The organism is Solirubrobacter ginsenosidimutans (genome assembly GCF_027587205.1).
Window position 1 is genome coordinate 20,546 of the sequence record NZ_JAPDOD010000068.1, and the last position, 20,709, is coordinate 41,254.

At 71.3% G+C, this 20,709-nt stretch carries 17 protein-coding genes; 6 read left to right on the forward strand and 11 right to left on the reverse strand.

The features are described 5' to 3' along the window. Window positions 1–44 precede the first annotated feature (44 nt). Genes OM076_RS39980 through OM076_RS40020 form a run of 9 tightly spaced genes read right to left on the reverse strand, consistent with a single transcriptional unit; the run spans window position 45 to window position 7,875 of the window. On the reverse strand, window positions 45–341 hold the full coding sequence (locus OM076_RS39980) for a DUF4242 domain-containing protein (protein WP_270045795.1): 297 nt from the start codon (window positions 339–341) through the stop codon (window positions 45–47). A gap of 11 nt (window positions 342–352) precedes the next feature. Continuing rightward, a complete protein-coding gene (locus OM076_RS39985; protein WP_270045796.1) occupies window positions 353–823 on the reverse strand; it encodes a hypothetical protein in 471 nt (156 codons plus the stop codon). A gap of 38 nt (window positions 824–861) precedes the next feature. Further along, entirely contained in the window at window positions 862–1,503 is a 642-nt protein-coding gene (locus OM076_RS39990; RefSeq protein WP_270045797.1) for a homocysteine S-methyltransferase family protein, read from the reverse strand. Between the two features lie 55 nt (window positions 1,504–1,558). Then, entirely contained in the window at window positions 1,559–2,242 is a 684-nt protein-coding gene (locus OM076_RS39995) for a hypothetical protein (protein ID WP_270045798.1), read from the reverse strand. Then, the gene (locus OM076_RS40000; protein ID WP_270045799.1) at window positions 2,173–2,913 is read right to left on the reverse strand and encodes a GntR family transcriptional regulator; all 741 of its coding nucleotides are present in this window, start codon (window positions 2,911–2,913) and stop codon (window positions 2,173–2,175) included. The genes OM076_RS39995 and OM076_RS40000 overlap by 70 nt, the downstream gene beginning before the upstream one ends. Further along, window positions 2,910–3,578, reverse strand: a complete 669-nt coding sequence (locus tag OM076_RS40005) for a hypothetical protein (protein WP_270045800.1) — start codon at window positions 3,576–3,578, stop codon at window positions 2,910–2,912. Before OM076_RS40005 ends, OM076_RS40000 begins: the two co-directional genes overlap by 4 nt. Further along, on the reverse strand, window positions 3,575–5,008 hold the full coding sequence (locus OM076_RS40010; RefSeq protein ID WP_270045801.1) for an iron-containing alcohol dehydrogenase: 1,434 nt from the start codon (window positions 5,006–5,008) through the stop codon (window positions 3,575–3,577). The genes OM076_RS40005 and OM076_RS40010 overlap by 4 nt, the downstream gene beginning before the upstream one ends. Beyond that, window positions 5,005–6,471 carry a xylulokinase gene (locus tag OM076_RS46575; protein ID WP_270045802.1) on the reverse strand — a complete coding sequence of 489 codons (1,467 nt, stop codon included), beginning with the start codon at window positions 6,469–6,471 and terminating at the stop codon, window positions 5,005–5,007. The genes OM076_RS40010 and OM076_RS46575 overlap by 4 nt, the downstream gene beginning before the upstream one ends. A 9-nt stretch (window positions 6,472–6,480) precedes the next feature. Continuing rightward, window positions 6,481–7,875, reverse strand: coding sequence for an APC family permease (locus tag OM076_RS40020; protein WP_270045803.1), 1,395 nt, complete (start codon window positions 7,873–7,875; stop codon window positions 6,481–6,483). 239 nt (window positions 7,876–8,114) lie between these two features. Between OM076_RS40020 and OM076_RS40025 the strand changes: the two genes are divergently transcribed. Together OM076_RS40025 and OM076_RS40030 are read left to right on the forward strand one after the other, a co-directional pair. After that, on the forward strand, window positions 8,115–11,009 hold the full coding sequence (locus OM076_RS40025; RefSeq protein ID WP_270045804.1) for an ATP-binding protein: 2,895 nt from the start codon (window positions 8,115–8,117) through the stop codon (window positions 11,007–11,009). A gap of 9 nt (window positions 11,010–11,018) precedes the next feature. Next, a complete protein-coding gene (locus tag OM076_RS40030) occupies window positions 11,019–12,449 on the forward strand; it encodes a hypothetical protein (RefSeq protein ID WP_270045805.1) in 1,431 nt (476 codons plus the stop codon). A 12-nt stretch (window positions 12,450–12,461) separates the two neighbouring features. Here OM076_RS40030 and OM076_RS40035 read toward each other — a convergent pair whose 3' ends face one another. Further along, a complete protein-coding gene (locus OM076_RS40035; RefSeq protein ID WP_270045806.1) occupies window positions 12,462–13,757 on the reverse strand; it encodes a TIR domain-containing protein in 1,296 nt (431 codons plus the stop codon). Between the two features lie 263 nt (window positions 13,758–14,020). Here OM076_RS40035 and OM076_RS40040 point away from each other — a divergent pair, with 263 nt between their 5' ends. From OM076_RS40040 to OM076_RS40055, 4 genes are read left to right on the forward strand one after another with little or no spacing between them, the layout of a single operon-like run. After that, on the forward strand, window positions 14,021–15,562 hold the full coding sequence (locus OM076_RS40040) for a MopE-related protein (protein ID WP_270045807.1): 1,542 nt from the start codon (window positions 14,021–14,023) through the stop codon (window positions 15,560–15,562). Continuing rightward, the gene (locus OM076_RS40045; RefSeq protein ID WP_270045808.1) at window positions 15,556–16,695 is read left to right on the forward strand and encodes a putative metal-binding motif-containing protein; all 1,140 of its coding nucleotides are present in this window, start codon (window positions 15,556–15,558) and stop codon (window positions 16,693–16,695) included. The genes OM076_RS40040 and OM076_RS40045 overlap by 7 nt, the downstream gene beginning before the upstream one ends. After that, window positions 16,689–19,037, forward strand: a complete 2,349-nt coding sequence (locus OM076_RS40050) for a hypothetical protein (protein ID WP_270045809.1) — start codon at window positions 16,689–16,691, stop codon at window positions 19,035–19,037. The genes OM076_RS40045 and OM076_RS40050 overlap by 7 nt, the downstream gene beginning before the upstream one ends. Beyond that, window positions 19,034–19,414 (forward strand): hypothetical protein, encoded by a 381-nt coding sequence (locus tag OM076_RS40055; protein ID WP_270045810.1) that lies wholly within the window; start codon window positions 19,034–19,036, stop codon window positions 19,412–19,414. Before OM076_RS40050 ends, OM076_RS40055 begins: the two co-directional genes overlap by 4 nt. On the opposite strand, the gene OM076_RS40060 is transcribed toward OM076_RS40055, so the two are convergent. Further along, window positions 19,405–20,709: hypothetical protein (locus OM076_RS40060; RefSeq protein ID WP_270045811.1), on the reverse strand; the 1,305-nt coding region annotated here is incomplete at its 5' end. The genes OM076_RS40055 and OM076_RS40060 overlap by 10 nt on opposite strands.

Sequence of the window (20,709 nt, forward strand, 5' to 3'; positions counted from 1 at the left end):
CCGCCTCTCGTCTCCCGCAGGGACGGCTCAGCCGCCCTGGGAACTCAGGCCTGGACGGCAGCCACGGGATCGGGGTTGACGATCACCGTGTCGGCGACGAGGGTGATCTCGTCGGCCGGCATGCCGGCGCGCTCAGCCTGCTCGCGCACCTTCTCGATACTCGTGCCTTCGTAGATGCACACGGTGCCGAGCTTGCCGGATTCCTCCTGCACGACGTAGGTGCGGATCCAACGGACGTCGTCCGTCATCTCCGCGCCCACCTGGGCAGACTTGGCCGCGGTCGCCTGGAGCTCCTCAGGGGTGCCCCAGAAGTCACGGCGGCGGATGGTGTACAGGTTCATGGACTGGCCTTTCATTGGACTTTGTAACCCTTGGAGGACAACTCCTCGGTGGCCGCCTGCAGCTCGCGGGCGCCGGTGCTCTCGTCGAGGCCCTGGAGGACCTTCAGGAGCTTGTCGTTGTCCTTGGAGCGCGCCGCGGTGGCCGCGTCGTCGAACGTGTCGGCGAGCTTGTGCAGCCCGTCGACGATCTGACCGTGGGCGTGCTTGGCATCGTCGGGCGGCGTGATCTTCCCGAAGTTCTCGGCGGCGACATCCATCGCCTTGCTGCCGGACTCCAGGCGCGCGACGGCACCCGCCCCGCCGACGGCGTCCGGGCCGAGCGACGCCGTCGACTTCTGCAGCGATGCCACAGCGTCGTTGAGGCTCTTGACGTAGTCGTTCTTGCTGACGCCGGAGCCGCCGCATGCGGCCACGAACAGGCAGACCGCCAGCGCCCCGGGGGCGACCGATCTCCTTCCGATTCGCTCAGAGAAAAAACGCATCGTGCTCCTTGGTCTTGAGAGGGAGTTGAAAAGTCCGCCTACCAGCGCGTGATCTCGATCGGTCCGTCCCCTACGGCCGCCGGACCGACGTCCACGAGGCGGGTCCGGCGGCCGCTGCGCACGAGCCAGTCGATCTCATGCGGCGCCCTGGGAAGGGAGAGCCAGACGGGCAGGCGGGTCGTGTCGAGCGACTTGACGGTCGCCGGGAGGCTCGGCTGCGCCTCCGAGCGGGCCTCGACGAGCAGCAGGTCGGGGCCTTCGGCGGCGAGGACGCGTGCGAGGCGGTTCATGGTCAGCCCGCCGTCGGGCAGATCGACGCTCGCGTCGACGGAGAACGCGACGGCGACCTCGCCGACGCGCTTCTGCGCGGCGATCGCGAGCCGCGCGAGCCGGATGCCACGGCGCGCGACCGCCATCCAGCGATCGGGCTCGGTGGACAGCCACGCCGCCGCGGCGACGCCCCAGGTCGCGGTCGTGAGGACGTCCGCTCCGGCGCGCACGTCGCGGCGGTGACGCTCGAGGACCGACCCGGGGTTGGTCACCAGCGAGCGCAGCGCGTGCCGGCGCTCGATGTCACGACGAAAGGCGTGTCCGCTGTCGATGGTCAGGCGACGTTCGGAGACGAAGGCCTCGCGGATCGCGGTATAGGGGGAACGCGTCGCGGTCGCGGTCGAAGTCATGCCCGCATTGTGCGAGTGACCCGGCCACCCGCACAATCGGGAACGAACCCTGGTTTTAGGCGGCCAGGCTCCATTGCGCGGTGTCGCCGTACCCGCTGTCGGACGTGTACTCGAACGTGTCCAGCTTGGCCTTCTTGGGCACCTCGAAGGCGATGCAGACGCTCTTGGACTTCCCGGTCTTGAGCTTCAGGCTCGGGTTCTTGCACGGGTTGGCGGTGCCGTTGATCTGGATCAGCGTCGTCTGCTTGCCGCTGCCGCCGCCCACGAGCTTGAGCTTGCCGTTCGGGAGCGGGTTGTCGTAGGCCAGCTCGCCCGTGTTGGTGAACTTGAACTGCAGGCCGATCAGCTTGCGGTTGGACTTGATGTCATAGCCCTTGAACGGGCCTTTGACCTTGCTCAGCGTGACCTTGATCTTGGTCTTGGTGTGGTCGGAGGGGTCCTTGTTGCCCAGGCCGGAGCCGTTGAGCTCCAGCGAGTCGCCGAGCGCGCCCTTGACCGTCACGGGGTCTTCGATCCCGTCGCCGTCGTCGTCCTTGATCTCCGCTGCGGTCGCGGTCGCCGTCGGCGTGGCGGCGGCCTTGGTCGTCGTGGAGCCGGAGGAGGTCGAGGCGCTGTCGCCGCTGGAGGATGACCCGCAGCCCGCCACCAGCGCCAGCAGCGCCAGCAGGCTCAGGAGTCCGCCGGGCCCGGTGAGGCGCGGCGGTTGACGATCAGCTCGAAGGCGTCGGCGACGTGCCACTCGAGCGAGAGCATCACCGCCCGCCCGCGCGCGTCGTAGTCGACCTGATCGATGTGCAGCAGCGGCGTACCGCATTCAACCTCCAGCAGTTCGGAGAGCTTGTCGTCGGCGAGAGTGGGGATGAGCTCGGCGCTGGCGCGGGACACGGGGTGGCCGGCGGTCTCGAGGATCACGTAGAGCGAGCTGTCCAGCGCGTCCTGCGCGATGCCGTCCAGCAGCGCGGCCGGGATGCGATCGCGCGAGTAGATCACCGGGCGGCTTCCGGCGAGGCGCACGCGCTCGACCTCGAGCAGCGGCTCGCCGGCGCCGAGGACGAGCTGCTCGGCCTCGAACGGGGTCGGCTCGCGCAGCGCCTTGCTGATCACGGTCTCGCCCGGCGTGTGACCCGCCTCGCGGATCATCGCCGTGTAGGAGACCGTCGTGTCCAGCGCGTGGCGGCTGCGCGGCGCCTTGGTCACGTACGTGCCCGACCCGTGCCGGCGGGTCAGGTAGCCGGCTTCGAGCAGGCCGAGCACGGCCTCGCGGACGGTCGCGCGGCTGACGCCGAAGCGATCGGCGAGCCGGTCCTCGTTGGGCAGCTTGTCGCCCGTGACGAGCTTGCCCGCGACGAGGTCGTCGAGCAGTCCTTGGCGCACCTGGTCGACCAGCGACGGCCGTCGCGCCGTCGTCACGCGGTCACCCCGAGCACGGCCGCGACCTGGCCCGCGACCGTCGGCCCGCCCGGGAGCTGGTTGGCGAAGATCGCGCTGCCGATCGTGAAACCCCAGGCGCCGGCTTCCTCCAGCGCCGCGATCTGCTCGAACGAGTGCACGGAGCCCGCGGCGATGACCGGGCCGGACGCGGCGGCCGCCACGGCGCGCGTGAGCGCGATCGGGTCCTCGGTCGCGTGCCGGTAGGCGAGCAGGTCGACGCCGTGCACGCCGTCGAGCGCGGTCAGCGCGGCGGCGTGCTCCGCGATTGCGGCGATCGAGCCCTCGAGCACGCTCGGATGGCCGACGATCGTGCCCGGGAACGGGCAGTAGTTGACCCCGCTGTCGCGCAGGATCGTCAGGCCCTCGCGCGCGTGCGTGCCCCCGAGAACCCAATCGACGCCGATCTCCAGCGCCGCGCGCAGCGAGCGCAGCTCGTCCTCGGCGCTGGTCGAGACGACCTCGAGCATGACCTCCATCCCCGCCTCGTGCGCCGCGGCGGTCACCTCCGCGAGCGTCTCCGGCGGCGGCCCGATGTCTTTGAAGCCGACATACCGCAGCCCGCTCTCGCGCAATGACATCAGCACGTCGGCGGCATCGCCGACGGTGACGTCGTCGCGGGTGAGCATGAAGACGAACTCGATCAAAGCCCTGCTCCCAACCTCGCCGCGGCGACGAGCAGCGCGTCGACGCCCGCGGAATCCCAGATGCCCATGAAGAAGGCGAGATCGGCGACGCTGAACCGATCGCGCATCAGATGCCCGTGGGCGAGCGCCCAGCGTGCCGTGCTGTCGCGCACGCCGAGTTGGGTCAGCCGCACGGGCGCTCGCGCCGCGCGCAGCGCCTCGACCAGCCGCTCGGGTGAGACCAGCAGGCGTTCGAGCTCTGAGTCGAACGCGGGCCAGCGCTCCCACAGCGTCTCCAGCTCCGCGCGCGCGTCGTGCCAGCGCTCGAGCTTGATCCGGTAGTCGGCCCAGCACGCCTCGCCCACCCGCCCGGAGGGGTCGAGCTGGGCGAACGCCGCGCGGACCTGCGGCTCGAGCTCGCGCTCGGACGGGAACCGCAGCATCCGCAACCCGCCACAGCGCGCGACCGTGCGCACGCGGGCCCACAGCATGGCCGCGAGCACCGAGAGCGCGCCGACCTTCGCCCCGTGCAGCGGCGCCGGGACGCCCGGCCGCTCCGCCATCTCCAGCAGGTGGCTGACGGTGTGCTCCATCCCGGAGCCCGGCGCCGTGCGACCGGCGACGCCCATCGCGATGCCACTCAACGTCAGCGCGGCGCCGAGGTGCTCGATCGCCTCGGGCTCGGCGCGATGGATCCCGTCGGCGTGCTCGAGCACTGCATCCACGTGCGCGCGCGCGAGCTCGACCGCGAACGCCGAGTAGCTGTCGTCCTGGCCGACCAGCTGCGCCAGCCGCCAGTCGGCGGGCGCGGTGTAGGTCGCCAGCAGGTCGCCGAAGCCGGCCCGGTTGAGCTCCACCGGCGCGCGGGTGATCACGTCGCTGTCGATCACCAGCCGTTCCGGCCAGCGCGTCGGCGTGGTGTGCTTGACGCCGTTGACCAGCAGCACGGACTGGTCGTCGGCGAAGCCGTTGACGCTCGCCGCCGTCTGCACCACGACGTGGGGGACGCGGCCGAGCTGCGCGCTGACGGCCTTGCCGACGTCGGCCACCGTGCCCGAGCCGACGCTCAACACCACACCCGCGCCGCTGCAGGCCTTGACCGCCCGGCGCAGCGTCAGCGCGTCGGCGTGGACGTCGGCGTTCTCGTCGCCGACGCGCACCCGCCGGACCGGCAGCCCGGCGGCGGCGAGCGCGGCGGTCACCCGCGTCTTGACCTCGCCGCGCGTACTGTCCATCGCCCGCGCGTCGGCGATCAGCGCGACGTCGCCGTCACCGCGGCGCACCTCGGCCACGACCTCGGCGATGCGATCGAGGACGCCCGCGCCGAGCAGCAGCCCGCCGAGGCCGAGCGGGCGCAGCGTCGCGGCCTCGTCGCAGGACGCCAGGCGCACGCGGAGCGCGGCCAGGTCACGCGCCACGTCCGGCGCGGAAGGGGGAGGTGCGAGGCTCATCCGAGCGATCCTTCGACGCCGTCGAACAGCCGCCGGTAGGAGGCATAGGCCTCCGCGTAGGTATCGGCGTGCAGCGGGCGCGGCAGCACCGGGTCGGGGGCGAGCTCCACCGACGCGCTCGCGGCCTCGCCGAGGTCGCGGAACGCGCCGTCGGCCACCCCCGCGAGCATCGCCGCGCCCGTGCTGGTGGCGCACTCGCTCAGCACGGCACGGACGGCGCGACCCGTGACGTCCGCCTTGATCTGCAGCCACAGCGCGGAGCGGGCGCCGCCGCCGACGACGCGGATCTCCTCGCCCGCGAGCTCCAGGGCGGCGAAGCGGTCGACGATGTCACGCAGGGCATAGGCACAGCCCTCGAGCACGGCGCGCGCCATGTGCGCCGCGTCGTGGCTGAGCGCGAGCCCCGCGAAGCATCCGCGCATGCGGCTGTTCCAGCGCGGCGCGGTCGAGCCGGAGAGCGTGGGGAGGAACAGCGCGCCGTCGCTGCCGGGCGGGGCGAGCGCGGCGAGGCCGAACAGCTCGGCCTGCGGGATGCCCTGCGTGGCCGCCCACCACTGCGTGCTGCCGCCGGACACGAAGCCCGGGTTCTCGATCAGGAGCATCTCGTCGACCGCGTGGGCGTGGGACTCGATCAGGCGCTGCTCGTCGACCACCGCCTCGCGTGAGGGCACCGCAACGGGTTCGGCGGTGCCGGTGACGTCGACGATCACGCCCGGCTCCAGCGCACCCGCGCCGAGTGCTCCCGCGTGGTCGTCACCGGTCCCGGTGATCACGCGGCAGTGGCGGGAGAGCCCGAGCGCGTCGGCGACCTCGGCGCGCAGCGTCCCGAGCACGGTTCCGGCGGGATGGATGGCCGGCATGCGGGCCGGGTCAAGGCCCGCGTGGGCGATCAGCTCCTCGCTCCACGCGCGCTTGCCGAGGTCATAGAGCAGCGTCGAGGAGGCGTGCGCGTGGTCGTGCGCGACCTCGCCCGTCAGCCACCCGTTCATGTACGCGCCCGCCGAGGCCAGCCAGCGCGTCGCCGCGTAGTTGGACGGCTCGACCTCGCGCAGCCACATCGCCTTCGGCGCGACGTGCGACGCATCCGGGTTCAGGCCCGTGCGGCCGACGATCTCGGGCTCGCCGACGGCCTCGGCGAACGCTTCGGACTGCTCGGTCGCGCGGCGGTCGAGCCAGATGATCGCGGGGCGCACCGCCTGCAGCTGGGCGTCGAGTGCCACGAGGCCGTCGACCTGGCAGGCGAGCCCGACCATCGTGACGTCGTCGCGGCCGAGACCGGCCCGCGTGCGCGCCTCGCGAACCGCGCCGATCAGCGCCTGCGTCCAGTCGCGCGGGTCCTGCTCGGCCCAGCCGCCGGTGGGATGGTGCATCGCGCAGGGCGAGCTCGCCGTGGCCAGCGGCCGCCCGCGATCGTCGGCGACCACCGCCTTGACGCTCTGGGAGCCGACGTCGACCCCGATCACGCAGGCCACTTATCCGACCCCGACCGTTTCGCGCGCCTGCTCGGCGTCGGCGCTGGCCAGCACCGCGCCCGCCAGCTCGAGCTGCTTCGGCCGCTTCGACGCCAGCCACTGCGCGCCCGCGGCGGCGAGCACGATCCAGATCACGATCAGCCACGGGAACCACGTGTACGGCCGCACCGTCTGCTCGAGGATCTGCCCGACGAGGAGGGCGACCATCAGCGACGCGCCGCCGAGCGGGAGGACGCCGTGGCGGATCAATTTGAAGCGCCCGGACGACGCGAAGTAGCGTGCCGCCGCGAGGTTGGTCAGCACGTACACCGGGAGGATCCCGAGTGTGAGCAGGAAGCCGAGGTAGCCGTAGACGTTGGAGCCGCCGACCGGGTCGCCGAGGCCGCCGCTGACCGCGCCGACGCCCAGCGCGAGCACGATGGCGAACGCACCAGTTGCGAAGATCGCGTACGACGGGGTGCGTCGCTTGGGATCGATGAACGCCAGCGGCGACGGCAGCAGACCCTCGCGACCCATCGTGTTGAGGATCCGCACGATGCCGTTGGACGAGTTCAGCATCACGGCGAACATGCTCGAGACCGACGCGATGATCACCGGCCACTTCATCCACGACGCGTAGGTCGCGGCGAGGTCGTTCCACGGCGTGGACGTGCCGTCGAGCTTGTTGGTCGCCTCGATGCCGAGCCCGTTGACCTCGGCCCAGATGCAGAAGACGTAGATCAGCCCGACGAGCAGGACGCTGATGAGCACGGCGCGCGGAACGACCCGGCGCGGCTCGCGCACCTCGTCGCCGAGCGTCGCCGCCGCCTCGAAGCCGACAAAGCTCAGGGCCGCGAAGACGAACCCGGTGGTGAGTCCATCAAAACCGTTGGGCGAAGCCGACGGGGTCAGCGGATGCAGCGTCAACCCGTCGTGACCGCCGTGGCCGACGACGATCAAAGCCAGCCCCACGACGACGAGGACCTCGAGCGTGAAGAGCACGAGCGCCGCCCGCAGCGACGACCGGATGCCCTCGAACGCCAGCAGCATCATCAGCCCCGCGGGGACCAATCCGATGATCCACCACGGAACATTTGAACCGAACTCGCTGCGGAACGTAGTTTGGAGATAAGACCCGATCAGACCGACCTCGGCAGGAGGCAGTAGGGCGTACGCGACGAACATCAGGCCCCCGGTGACGAAGCCCGCTCGCGGGCCGAGGCCCCGGGTCACGTAGGTGTAGAAGGCACCGGCGCTCGGCAGCTCGCGCGCCATCTCCACGATGCCAGACGCGGCGATCAGGATCGCGATCAGGCAGACGAGGTAGACGAACGGTGTCGCGGCCCCCGAGAACGGCGTGGAGAACTGGGGGTTGAAGAACGTCGAGACCGCCGGTCCCATGATCGCGGCGGACATGATCACGGCCCCCGTGAGACCGACCGCATTGCGCCGAAGTCGCGGCACAGCGGGGACGCGAGGTGCGGCAGTGGACGTCATCCCTGCTCCTCTCGATGCGCTCGACATTTGGCCTGAAGATGTCTAACGTCTGACGACTTTTGTGTCAAGGCGGCCAGCACCAGGAACGACATGAAGAGGCGGAAATCGATGTTGAGAACAAGCGGAATAAAACCTCGATCGAGACGTCGGCTGAGTCAGTGACCACCGCGCTCTCCCCACGCAGGTCCAACCTGCACGTCGTCCCCTCGCCCTCCGCTCCGTCGCCGCTGATCGAGCGCGCCGTCGAGCTCGATGTGCTCCGCTCCTCGGTCGCCCGGCTGGAATCGGGCGCCAGCGGCGTCGTCGTCCTGGAAGCTCCCGCCGGCCTCGGCAAGACCGCCCTGCTCGAGTACGGAGCGAGCGTCGCCGCCCGGTCCGGCTTCCTCGTGCGCCGGGCGGCACCGGGTCCGCTCGAGCGTCACTTCGCGTTCGGCGTCGTCCGCGCGCTGCTCGAAGGCCCCGTCCGCGAGGCGTCGCCCGGCGAGCGCGAGCACCTGCTCGATGGTGCCGCGGCCGCCGCGGGCGAGCTGCTGCTCGACGGCACCGCACCCGCCGGCGACTCGGCGATGCTGATCGCCCACAGCGTGCTCTGGCTGTGCTCGGCGATCGCGGAGCGGCGGCCGTTGGCGCTCGTGATCGACGACGCCCAGTGGGCGGACCGCGCGTCGCTCGAGGTGCTCTCCTACCTGGCGCGCCGCGTCGACGATCTGCCGCTGCTGCTGCTGATCGGCGCGCGCGCCGACGACCCCGACGCGGCGTCGGACCTGCTGACGCTGCTGGGCTCGGTGCGCTCGGCGACCGTGCTGCACCCGCAGCCGCTGACGGCGCGCGGGGCGACGCAGCTGATCCGCCGCCTCGCTCCCGAGACGCCCGCCGCGGTGTGCCGCGACTGTCATCGCGCGGTCGGCGGCAACCCCTGGCTGCTGGGCGAGCTCGGCCGCCAGATCGCCGCCCATGGCCCCGAGGCGCTCGAGGACTCCGAGCAGGACGCGCCCCATGTCACAGCGATCGCCCGCACCGTCGTGCGGCGGCGCCTGGCGGAGCTGTGCCCGCGCGACCGGGGCGTCGTCGCGGCGCTCGCGGTGATCGGCGACGGCGCTCCGCCGCACGTCCTCGCCGCCGTGGCCGGGGTGCCCGTCGGCGAGCTCGGCCCGGCGCGCGACGCGCTGCTGGCCGCCGGGTTGCTGGACTCCGGCTTCGAGGCACCCAAGACGCTGCCGTGCTCGGCCGCGCCGTCGGCCGGCATGCGGTTCGCCCACGGCCTGATCGCGGTGGCGATCGCCGAGGAGCTGCCGCGGACCGAGCGTGAGCGGCTGCACCGCGAGGCGGCGCGGGCGCTGATGGACTGCGGCGCCGACCCGGGAGTGGTCGCGTCGCACCTGCTCGAGTGCGGCCCGCAGGCGGACCCGGGCGTCACCGAGTTGCTGTTGCGCGCCGCGGCGGCAGCGGCCCGCGGCGGCGTGCCGCGCGCGGCGGCGGCCTACCTCGAACGCGCACTGCAGGAGCGCGCCCCCGGCGACGACCGCGGCAAGATGCTCGCCCGCCTCGGCACGGTCGCGTTCGACGCCGGCCTTCCGGACTCGCGGCGCCGGCTGCGCGAAGCACTGCGTGAGGTCGACGACCGCGAGTGCCGGATCGACGTCCTGACCCGGCTGGCGGCGCTGAACCTGGTGGACGCCGGAGACGAGGGCCTGGCGCAGGTCTTCGAGCAGGAACTGGCCGGCGAGGACGATCCCGACGTGCGCCTCGCGGTCGAGGCCGCCTCGCTGGACGCGCTGCTGATCTTCCCCGAGCGCCACGCCGAGCGTGCGCGGCGGGTGGCGGCGATCGATCTCTCCGAGAGCGCGGACCCGCTGCTCGAGCGGGTGGTGCTCGCGCACCGGGCGTGGGTCGGGACCGAGCTCGGCGCGCCGTCGGCGTCGGTGTGGGCGGCGATGGCCCGCAGCGCGCTCGACGGCGGGCTGCTGCGTGAAGAGGCGCACTGGCGTTCGGCGTATTCGCTGTCGGCGCGGGTGCTCGTCGCCACCGACGATCCGCAGGCCGGCGAAGCGATCGCCGGCATGCGCGACGTGGCGCTGGAGCGCGGGTCGCTGCGGCTGCGGGTGGCGGCGGAGTGGTACGCGGCCGACCACGCGCTGCGGACCGGGCGGGTGGGTGAGGCCGAGAACCACGCCCGCCTCGCGCTCGACCTCGTCGACGACGACACCAACGTCTTCAGCGGCGGCGCGGCCGAGGTGCTCGTCTGCGCCCTGGCCGAGCGCGGCGCCTTCGGCGAGGCCCGCGAGCTGCTGCGCGAGCGGCGGCTGGACGGCGCGCTCGGGTTCGCGGTGTGGGAGATCGGTCTGCGGCACGCCCGCGCCCGGTTGTGGCTGGGCGAGGGTGACTTCGAGCGCGCCTACGCCGAGGCGATGGAGGCGGGCACGCTGCGCGCCGAGCAGGGGCGCCCGAACCCATCGCTGGAAGCCTGGCGGTCGACCGCAGCCCGCGCGCTCGCCCACCTCGGGCGGCGCGAGGAAGCGATGGCGCTGGCCGACGCGGAGCTCGCGCTGGCGGAGCGCTTCGGCGCCCCCGTCCCGATCGCCACCGCGTTGCATGCCCGCGCCGTCGCCGAGCCCGACCACGAGACCCGCATCGCGCTCTGCCGTCGCGGGTTGGCCGTCGCCGCGGGCTCCTCGGGGCTGGAGGCCGTGCGCCTGCGGCTCGAGCTCGGCAGCGCCCTGGCGTCCTTGGGCCGGCGGGTGGAGGCGCGCGACGCGCTGCGCCCGGCGCTCGCCGACGCCGACGCCGCGGGTGCGGTCGCGTTGGCCCAGCGGGCGCGGCGCGAGCTCGTCGCCACCGGCCTGCGCCCCCGCCACGCGGCGATCGAAGGCGCCGCGGCCCTGACCCCCCGGCAGCGCCAGATCTGCGAGCTCGCCGCCGCCGGCAAGGGCAACCGCGCGATCGCACAACAGCTGTTCCTCTCGATCAAGACCGTCGAGACGCACCTGGCCGCGGGCTACCGCAAGCTCGGCGTCAACACCCGCTCGGAGCTGGCGGCCGAACTGGCGGCGTAAGGTTGTGACATGGGACAGGACGATCCGCCACCTGACTCAACCCGCACGGGTGAGGCGGCGATCGTCTGGCTCGCCATCTTCCTTGGGTCGAAGGTGGTGCGCGCCGTTTTCAGAATGGCGAGGGCGGTCTACAGGGCGATACCGGCGGACGACCGGCCGCCACCGCCCGTCGTCGGCCTGCTGATCGACGTCTCGGCCTCGATGCGGGAAAGCTTCACCAACGAGGCCGTCGGCGAGACGAGTCGCTTCGAGTCCGCCCTCGCGGCGTTGGGCGACTTCGCACGCCGTGGCGGGACGATGGTGACGTCGCGGCTTGAGGGGCAAGGGAATGCGGTCCGGGTCTTCGCGTACGCCTTTGGCGTCCGAGGGACATCCGACGGCGTGTGCGATCTCCTGTCGCTGATGACGCTGTTGCGCGGCAGGCCGGAGCCGGAGGAATCCGGCGAGGGCGAGGACGATGATGCGCCGGTGATGAGCGATCCATACGAGTATCTGCGAGCGGTCGCCGAGCACGAGCAACGCGGGGGATGGGCCGCGTGGATCGACACGAACGTCGATCGGCGGAGCGCGGCGAACCTGGCGGCCAATCTCCACAGTCACCCTGCGCTGTCGTCGATGTTGCGCGACGTGCTGCCGGACCTGTCCAGCGCGGACATCGAGGTGCTCCTGTCCGCCGAGCGAGCGCGTGCGGCGCGAGGCGTGCGCAACGTCCGCGGCCGGTACCGCGCCACGCGGGAGATCGGGGGCTCGGATGCTGTCGCAGCGGCGCGACAGGTGCATCGCGCAGGTGGGCGCGATGCGCTGAGGCAGAAGGTGGTCGTCGCGAATCGGATGGTGACGACGCTGTCACACCACGTTCTCGACGAATCGGAGCTCCGCGCGGCACTGGATGACCCCGAACTGCGGGAGCTGATCCAAGCGTCGCTCCGGGCGCGTCTCGATGAGGCCGGCGACACCACTCTGACGGTCGATCAATTGGCCGAGCTCCTCCGCTCGCCCGCGGTCGGCGACGCGCGCGGCCTGAATGACCTGCTCTATGGCACCACGCCCATGTGCGCCGCGCTGGAGAAGGCCGAGCGGCGATTCGCGCGCCTGCGCGGGGCGGAGGACGCCGTTCTCGTGATCGTCTCCGACGGCGACCCGACCGATGGGGAGCCACTCGCGACGGTGGAGCGCATCCGCGCTCACGGAGTGCTTGTGATGTCCTGCTTCGTGACGCGCAAGGATCTCCTCGCACCGCGATCGCTCGCGACACACCCCGGGGAGGATTGGGACCGCGCGGCCCGCCTCATGTTCGAATGCGCGTCGCCGGCGGACGACGCTCCGCAGACGCGCTTTCTCCTCGATCACGGATGGAGCGCTCCGCCGGGGGCTCGCTTCTTCGCCCAGTTGAACCACTCGGCGGTTCTGTCCGAGTTCCTTCGGTCGGCAAGAGGCTGACCGCGGGCGGCGTCAAGCGCCGCGTCGCCCCTGTCGAACGGCTTGCGCGGCCTGGCGAAGGTCCTGAAGGACCTCGAGGAACGCCTGATCGCGCTTGGCCTTCGTGTCGTAGTCGAGTTCGATCGTGCGACCTTCGCGTGGCCGCGCCTGCGTCTCGGCCAGCCACTCGTGCGCCTGCCAGTCACACGGACGCAGGATGATGGGCAGAATGCGCGTCCCGACCCGCCGGCGCGCCTCGAGGAAATGCTCCATCTCCACGCTCTGGCAGTACCGCGAGCTCAGGAACGCCTGACTTACCAGCGCGAGGACGATGTCCGTGGTGTCGATGGCGGCGCGGATCTTCGTGTCCCAGAGCTCGCCCGTGGCGATGTCGCGGTCGGTGAAGAACTCGAGCCCTTCGTCGCGCAACGGCGAGAGGTAGCCCAGGAGCGAGTCGTCGGCGAGATAGTGCGCATCCTGGTGGCTGTAGGTGACAAACACCCTCACCGGCGACTCGACCAAGGCTTGAGCCGGCTTGCGGTCGGACGGTTCGAGCGGACTCAAGATCACCTTCGAAAACTCCGTCAGGACCTCCGACTGGTTGATCTGAGTGAACAACCTGGCGTCCGGGTCCACCGTCCACCGATGCTCGATCAGATACGCGTCGAATGGGGAGCGCTGCGGAAGCTGGGAAGCGCACTCGAACATCAGCCGGGCACCTCGGGGCCAGCCGGGGCGCGGTGATCCGTAGAGCCGCCGGGACTCCGTGAGATCCTCGTCCGTGAGCAGACACGACACGATGACCACGTCGGCAGCGCGGATCTCCTCGGCGACGGCTCGTATGGTGTCGCCCGAGGCGTCCGTGGGCTCCCCGTCCGACACGATGAACAGGATCGGCGGCGGGGCGTAGGCGCGCGACGCGTGCTCGCGACCGATGCGGGCAAGGGCGGTGCTGAACGCCTCGGCCATCGGTGTGTCACCGAACATGTTCGGGACCAAGGTCTCGATGTGCTCCTGATAGGTCGGCCACGACCGCGCCAAGCGATCGATCGTCACGGCGCTTCCGGCGTCGTCGTCCAGTACGAGCAGGTCGCGGACCTTCGGTCCATCGTCGCCGAGGAAGAATCCGAGCGGATTGCCGAAGCCGAATCCGTACGCGAACAGACACAGGCGCGGGCTGACCCTTCCGCCGACCCCCTCGGTACAGAGCCGTGCGGCGGAGGCGATGAGGTCGTCGAACGAGTTGCGGAAGCTTTCGAGGCGCGTCCGTGCGGTAGGCGAACGGCTTTGGATCGACGACATCATCGATGACGAGACGTCGACCAGCACGCCCACGAGCATCGGGAACTCCACGGACGGCCGTGGCGCGCGCACGGCTGGGTGGAAGTCGCCTCCTGGCATGGTGCGCCGGCTCAGGTGCTCCCAACATGCGGCATGGGCCTGACTCTTCGCCATCGGAGGGCGCTTGTCAAACGCCCGTCCCGCCGGCGGGACGGGTCGGGGCGGCATGGTACGGCTGCCCGTACCAGAGCCAAATCTCAGGGGTGTCCACCGATTGTCAGGGGTCGGGGGTGACCCCGATAGTCGGAGTGATGCGTTCCTCCCCAGCGCTCCTCCTTCTGCTCGCGGCCGCTCTCGCGGTGCCCGCCACGGCGGCGGCCGACGACTCGTGGTCGGTGCCGCCTGACGGCGCGTCGCACCCCGCTTCCTCCTGGCCGCACGCCACCCGGTTCGAGATGCTCGAGTTCACGCTCTACGACGACGAGGACGCCTCCCACGTCACCGTGGCGACCGACCGGACGATGGACGACGTCGTCGCGAGATACGACGTCGCACCGCGCGACGGGCTGCCCGAGATCACCTCCGCCCGCACCGGCCCGGACGACCAGTGGGTCGGAACGCCGGGCGTCTACTACTGGCAGGCGGGCGACGAGCCCGTGCACACCCTGCGGATCACGGGTGCGGAGAAGACCCTCGCCGCGCAGGCCGGGGTGACGACCGTCGAGTTCAACGCCGCGACCGCGAACACCGAGGCCGACCTGACGATCCGCGGCGACGGGCTCGTCGACGAGGCCGACGACGTGACGATCACGCAGACCGCGACCAGCTATGTCATCAGCCGCTCGGGCGGCGGGCTCGCGGCCGCGAACGCGCCGTGCACCGGCGGCGGGGCCGCGTCGGCGGTGACGTGCCCGATCGCGCCGAGCATCTCGGTCGACCTCGCGGGCGGCGACGACACGCTCTCCACCAACCACGTCACCCACCCGATCCTCGCGGCGGGTGGAGCGGGCGACGACCACCTGCAGGGGGGCGGGGCCGACGACGTGCTCGCGGGTGGAGCCGGCAATGACACGCTGACCGGCGGCGGGGGCGTCGACGAGTTCTTCGGCGAGTCCGGCAACGACGTGATCGAGGCGCGTGACAGCGTGCCGGAGCGGATCGCGTGCGGCGCCGGCGACGACCAGGCGCGCAACGACTTCACCGACATCCTCGCCGAGTGCGAGCGCGGCATCGACGGCGACGCCGACGCGTTCGCCTCGGGCGTGGACTGCAACGACGGCATCGCCGCGATCCACCCCGGTGCGCTCGATATCTTCGAGAACGGCATCGACGAGGACTGCGACGGGCGCGATGCGGTCAACCTCGACCGCGACGGCGACGGCTTCCCGATCCCGGGCGACTGCAACGACGCCGACCCCGCGATCCACCCCGGCGCGCTGGAGATCCGCGGCAACGACGTCGACGAGAACTGCGATCGCAAGGCCGAGCGCTTCGGCCTGCTCCGCTCGCTCGTGGCCAGCAACTGGCAGTTCGGCGGCAGCTATTCGAAGGTGCTCACGATGGACATCCGCAACGCACCCAAGGGCGCCAAGATCGCGCTCAGTTGCAAGGGTTCCGGCTGCTCACTGAAGGGCACGAAGCGGGCGACGGTCGACCGCGACCTCGCGCCGCTGCACCTCAAGCCGTTCCTCGGCAGCGCCAAGCTCAAGAAGGGCGCCGCGGTCACCGTGCAGGTGCAGGCCACCGGGCTCGTGGGACGCGTCTACACGTTCAAGGTCGCCCGCTACGGCGAGTTCCCGGCACCCACGATCCAGTGCCAGGCGCCGGGTGCGAAGGAGGCCAAGTCATGCTGAAGCGCGCCCTGCTCCTCGCGTTGACCATCAGCGCGCTCGCCCCGGCCGCCGCGGCCCATGCCACCGGCGTCTTCCAGATCGCCGGACCGACGGTGATCTACACCGCCGCGCCGGGTGACATCGACCAGATCGCGGCGTTCGAGACGCCGACGACGATCCGCTTCACCCGCTTCGGCGGTGCGAGCCTCGGGCCCGGCCCCGGCTGCAACTTCGTCGGCGCCGACCAGGACACGATCGACTGCGCCAAGAACGGCGTGACGTCGGTCGTGCTGAACCTCGGCGACGGCGACGACGTCGCCTCGATCAATCCGTCGCTGAAGATCCCGGTGATCTTCAACGGCGCCGACGGCCGCGACGGTCTGTTCGGCGGCGGTGGCACCGACATCTTCGACGGTGGCCCAGGCGATGACAATGTCATCTCCCGCGACGACCGCGCCGAGCAGGTCGACTGCAACGACGGGCATGACACCGCGATCTCCGACGACGGCGACACGCGGATCTCCTGCGAGGAGGTCCAAGGTGACGCGGACGGCGACGGGGTGCGCTTTCCGGCCGACTGCGACGACACCAACCCGGGCATCCACCCGGGCGCCGCCGACGTGCCCGACAACGGCGTCGACGAGGACTGCTCGGGCGTCGATGCCATCGATCTGGACCGCGACGGCGACGGCTCCCCGCGCCCGCAGGACTGCGATGACACCGTCGCGGCCGTCCACCCCGGCGCGAAGGAAGTGATCGGCAACGCGGTGGACGAGAACTGCGACGGGCGGATCGAGCCGTACCCACCGCTGACCGGGTCCATCCAGGCGACCTGGAAGCCCGACGGCAAGGGCACGACCAACGTGATCCTGGTCGCCAAGGGCTTCCCGGCGAGCGCGCGGATCGTCGTCACCTGCCGTGGCGCGAAGGCGTGCCCGAAGCAGGCGGTCGCCCATGTCAGCGCAGCCACGAAGAACCTCAACCTGCACAAGGTCCTCGGCAAGCGCCGGTTCCCGAAGAAGGCGCGGATCGAGGTCTCGGTGACCCGCGATCAGCGGATCGGCCGCGTCCTGCAATACAACATCGGCACGCCCGGTCTGCCGAAGGTCGCGTTCCTGTGCAAGCCCCCGGACGCCGAGGCCGGCCCATGCTGATGCGCGAGGCACGGACGCCGTCGGCGAGCATCCGCCGCGCGGAGGCCAACCACGCGCTGGCCCGCGAGGTGGGGTGGAAGGGCTCGCGCGGCACCAACGCCAAGCAGCGCCGCACCGAGGCGGGCGAGCATGCCGTGGAGCGGATCCCGATCGACGGCATCAAGGGGGCGGGACTGCCCAGCCGTGCGATCGTCGTGATGCCTTCGCAGCTCTCGGGCGAGGCCGCGATCGACGTGCTGCTGCACCTGCACGGCTTCACGCCCGGCTACGCGACCGGCGACGACCTCGGCGTCTACAAGATCGAGGCGCAGATGGCCGCGGCGGGCAAGGAGCTGCTCGGCATCCTCCCGCAGGGCAGCGAGAACTCCGACTTCAACGGCGCCGCCGACGGCAAGGCCTTCGACGCCGACGCGTTCATCGCCGCCGTGTTCAAGCGCCTGACCGACGAGGGGTACGGCGTGCCCGCGCCGGGGCGGGTGATCATGTCCAGCCACAGCGGCGGCGACCAGCCGCTGACCGAGACGCTCAAGCGCAAACCGCCCGAGAAGCTCGCCGGGCTGTTCCTGTTCGACACGATGATCGCGTCGGCGTTCGGCGGGTCGGTGTGGGCGTACGTCGACGGGCGCATCACCGCCGAGCTCGAGCACCTCAAGCAAATGCGGCTCGCCGACCCGCAGTCGCTCGCCGTCGAGGCGCAGATGGCGACCTGGATCCAGCAGAACGGGTTCCGGCTGATGGTCGTCTACCGCAAGGGCGGCGCCTACCAGGCGGCCGCGAAGGCGATCGAGGCGAACCTCGACGCGCGCTTCGCCGCGCTCGCCAAGGAGCTCGGCAGCCCGCTCGTGCTCGAGTCGATGCGCGACCACTACGCCGTGCACGAGGTCACCGAGACTGCGCGGATCCAGCACATGGACGTGCTCGCGGGCGACGACGCGCTGCGCAAGGCGATCGAGACGCTCCCGACCCCAGAGGCGCTCGAGGGCGTTCCGCGCGAACACGCGGAGGGCCGGCCGATGGATGACATCGACGTGCCGCAGCTGATGCGGCTCGCGTCCTACGGTGGCAACCACGCGATCTCCCGCCTGCTCGCCCGCGACACCGCCCTGGCCACCGAGACCGTGACGGTCACGGTGCGCTGGAACCAGACCGAGCCGCCGAAGGAGTACCTCAAGGACGCGTTCGACGACCACCCGGTCAGCTGGAAGGCGGACGTCTACGTCGACGGCAAGAAGGCCGGCAGCGGTGACGGCTCACTGGACCTCGAGCTCGTCAAGGGCTCAAAGCACGAGGTCAAGATCGTCCCCACCGGCGACGACTACTACCGGGCCGCGTCGAAGAAGATCACCGCCGAGGCGGGCACGAAGGACATCAAGCTCGGCTACAACCGCGAGAACCGCAACTTCACCGACCAGTCCTGGGAGCACCAGGGTCTCGATGCCACCAAGGCCGGCGATGTCACCGGCGACACGCTGCTCGGCTTCAGGGTCACGGTCAACAAGCTCGTCCAGCCGACGGTCACGAAGACCAACAACTACTTCAACTCCAACAAGCTCACCGACGCCGACCGCGCCGAGATCAAGGCCTCGCTGCTGTTCATCCAGGGCTACAACCGCCGTACGACCAGCACCGGCGCCTTCAGCAACCACTCCACCGGCTGCGCGATCGACATGAACGTCAACGAGGCGACCAGCCAGAACGACCATTTCAAGGACGACGAGGGCAAGTTCAAGTCGCGGATGGAACTGTTCGCCCACGTGGTCGGGCGCGAGTCCGGCTGGGGCTCGTGGGACGGGTGGGCCGAGAAGGACACGAAGAAGTGGCTCGAGGCGTCGCGCCTGTTCAACGTCCACTTCCCGCTGTTTCTCTCCGAGCTGCTCGACGACGTCAAGGGCGGCAACTCGAACACCGCGCTCGCGCAGTGGGGCGAGGCGCTGGACTGGATGGCCGACACGACCGGCATGGTCGGGCGCATGCTCGTCGGCTCGCAGGACGCCACCAAGCTGCGCACCGCGGCGAAGGCGGCCGAGAAGGCCGGTAAGCCGATCACGGCCAAGTGGCTCGAGAAGACCGCCGACGACTGGCCCGCGATCCGCGGCTGGATCGAGGGTGTCGTGATGTATGACACCGAGCACTGGGCCTACGTCTCCGAGCACCGGGCGAAGGTCGCCGCGGGCACGGAGAAGCGCACGCCCAAGGGCGAGCTGCACGGGATGATCCCGCTGCACCCGAAGCTCGTCGAGACGCTCGAGGCGGGCGGGTGGACGTGGCTCGTGGACCTCCAGCACGCCAAGGACTTCATGCACTTCGAGGACCGCGCGGCGTTCGCGGCGCTCCAGCGATGACCGGCCTCTTCGTGTTGTCCGCCGTGCTCTTGGGCGCGGCGTCGGGGGAGCGCGTGCACCCGGTCGCGATCCCCGCGCGGCCGGCTCCGGCGGAGCGGGTCGTGCTCCGCTTCCGGACGCGCGATGCCACGGACGGCGTCTACCACGCCGAGGCGCGGCAGCGAGGCTGCGACACCGCCCGCGGCCGTGGCCTGACCGCGCCCCGCAAGGGCCGCGTCGTGCGGCTCAAGCTCTCCCCGCCCGGCGGCGGGTGGTGCGTTGGGGAGCACCGGGCCACGGTCTACTTCAAGCAGACCGTCCATTGCCCGCAGCCGATCCAGTGCGGGGACAGCGTCGAAGTCCCCGTCGGCTCGACGACGTTCACGGTTCAGGCGTAGTTGACGGTGACGGTGTACTCGGCGTCGCCACCCGTCCCGGTCGCGGTGGCGTAGTCGAACGGCGCGTTCCACACCAGGCCGGCGACCAGGTCGTCGTCGCCGAACGTGTCCTCGTCGAGCACGTCGACCTGGACCGGATCGGTGAACGGCAGCGCCCCGAACTTGGAGAGCGAGAGCAGGAAGTCGTGCGTCTCGCCCGCGCCGAGGCGCTGCACCGGCGTCCGCACGCCCGCCACTCGCGCGTAGACGTTGTCGGGGCCGATCAGGTCGCCGGTCTTGGCGACCGCCACCCGGATCGCGACGTTGCGCTTGCGCAGCTCGCGCTCGAGCAGCCCCGCCCGGAACTGCTGCCGCTCGTCCTGGGTTCCCGCGCGCCGGGCCGCCGCGAGCAGATTCGCGACCTCCAGGGTGGGCAGCACGACCGGATCGACTTCGAGCGGCAGGTCGACCGTGTCGTATTCGGCGCCCGTCGAGCTGTCGGTGAACTTCTGCGCGTTCCAGCGTTCGGCGGCCTCCATGAACGCGGAGCTCGGGCTGCCCTCGCGGACCACGGCGATCGGCGTGGGGAGGAGCTGGACGGTGGGATTGCACGGTTGGCCGTGCTCGTCCTTGTCCCAGGCGTTCTTCCAGCCCCAGGTCACCGAGCCGAGATAGAGGCCGGAGAACGGGCCTTCGACGACGAGCGCGGTGACCTCGAACGTCTGGCGCCAGAGCTGGCCGTCGACGGCGTAGGAACGGATCGGCTTGTCGTGCAGCGTGGCCGGCACCGGCTCGGACGTGCCGTCCCGGCTGCCGTTCGTCCCCGCGCCCGCGGCGGTCGCGTCGCCGAGGTCGGTGGACACACCGCCGCCAGGGCCGTACTCGACCGCGTACTCGGGGTTGGTGAACGGCAGCGAGTGGCCTTTGCCGGCCCGGTCCTGGTCGATCGCGCGGCCCGGGTCACGCGAGTCGGGTCCGAGCTCGAGCGCACCGCCGTGGTCGTCGTCGGGGTCCGGGACCATCGGCCCCGCTTCGACGGACTGGTAGGACCCGGTGACCGTCTGCACGAGCCGGATCTGCTTGGAGATGATCGGCGAGCCGGCCTTGAACCAGAGGTCGATCACGGCGCCGCCGCTGTGCAGGTTCGAGACCCCGGCGTAATTCGTCGTGCCCCACTGCCCGCCCGCCGTCGTGACCGACTGATCGGCCAGCAGCTGCACCTCGCCGGCACGGGCGCCGCCGACGTCCGGGACCGGCCGCCCGGCCGCCACCGCGCTCGCCGCGCGCTCCGCGGCCGCCTCCGCGCCGGCGGCCCC

Bases quoted from the DNA above. Each gene is read 5' to 3' on its own strand.
- OM076_RS39990 (WP_270045797.1), bottom strand. From the start codon at position 1,503: ATGACTTCGACCGCGACCGCGACGCGTTCCCCCTATACCGCGATCCGC.
- OM076_RS40050 (WP_270045809.1), top strand. From the start codon at position 16,689: ATGCTGATGCGCGAGGCACGGACGCCGTCGGCGAGCATCCGCCGCGCG.
- OM076_RS40055 (WP_270045810.1), top strand. From the start codon at position 19,034: ATGACCGGCCTCTTCGTGTTGTCCGCCGTGCTCTTGGGCGCGGCGTCG.
- OM076_RS40010 (WP_270045801.1), bottom strand. From the start codon at position 5,008: ATGAGCCTCGCACCTCCCCCTTCCGCGCCGGACGTGGCGCGTGACCTG.
- OM076_RS40045 (WP_270045808.1), top strand. From the start codon at position 15,556: ATGCTGAAGCGCGCCCTGCTCCTCGCGTTGACCATCAGCGCGCTCGCC.
- OM076_RS40030 (WP_270045805.1), top strand. From the start codon at position 11,019: ATGGGACAGGACGATCCGCCACCTGACTCAACCCGCACGGGTGAGGCG.
- OM076_RS40040 (WP_270045807.1), top strand. From the start codon at position 14,021: ATGCGTTCCTCCCCAGCGCTCCTCCTTCTGCTCGCGGCCGCTCTCGCG.
- OM076_RS39985 (WP_270045796.1), bottom strand. From the start codon at position 823: ATGCGTTTTTTCTCTGAGCGAATCGGAAGGAGATCGGTCGCCCCCGGG.
- OM076_RS40020 (WP_270045803.1), bottom strand. From the start codon at position 7,875: ATGTCCGCCGCGATCATGGGACCGGCGGTCTCGACGTTCTTCAACCCC.
- OM076_RS39980 (WP_270045795.1), bottom strand. From the start codon at position 341: ATGAACCTGTACACCATCCGCCGCCGTGACTTCTGGGGCACCCCTGAG.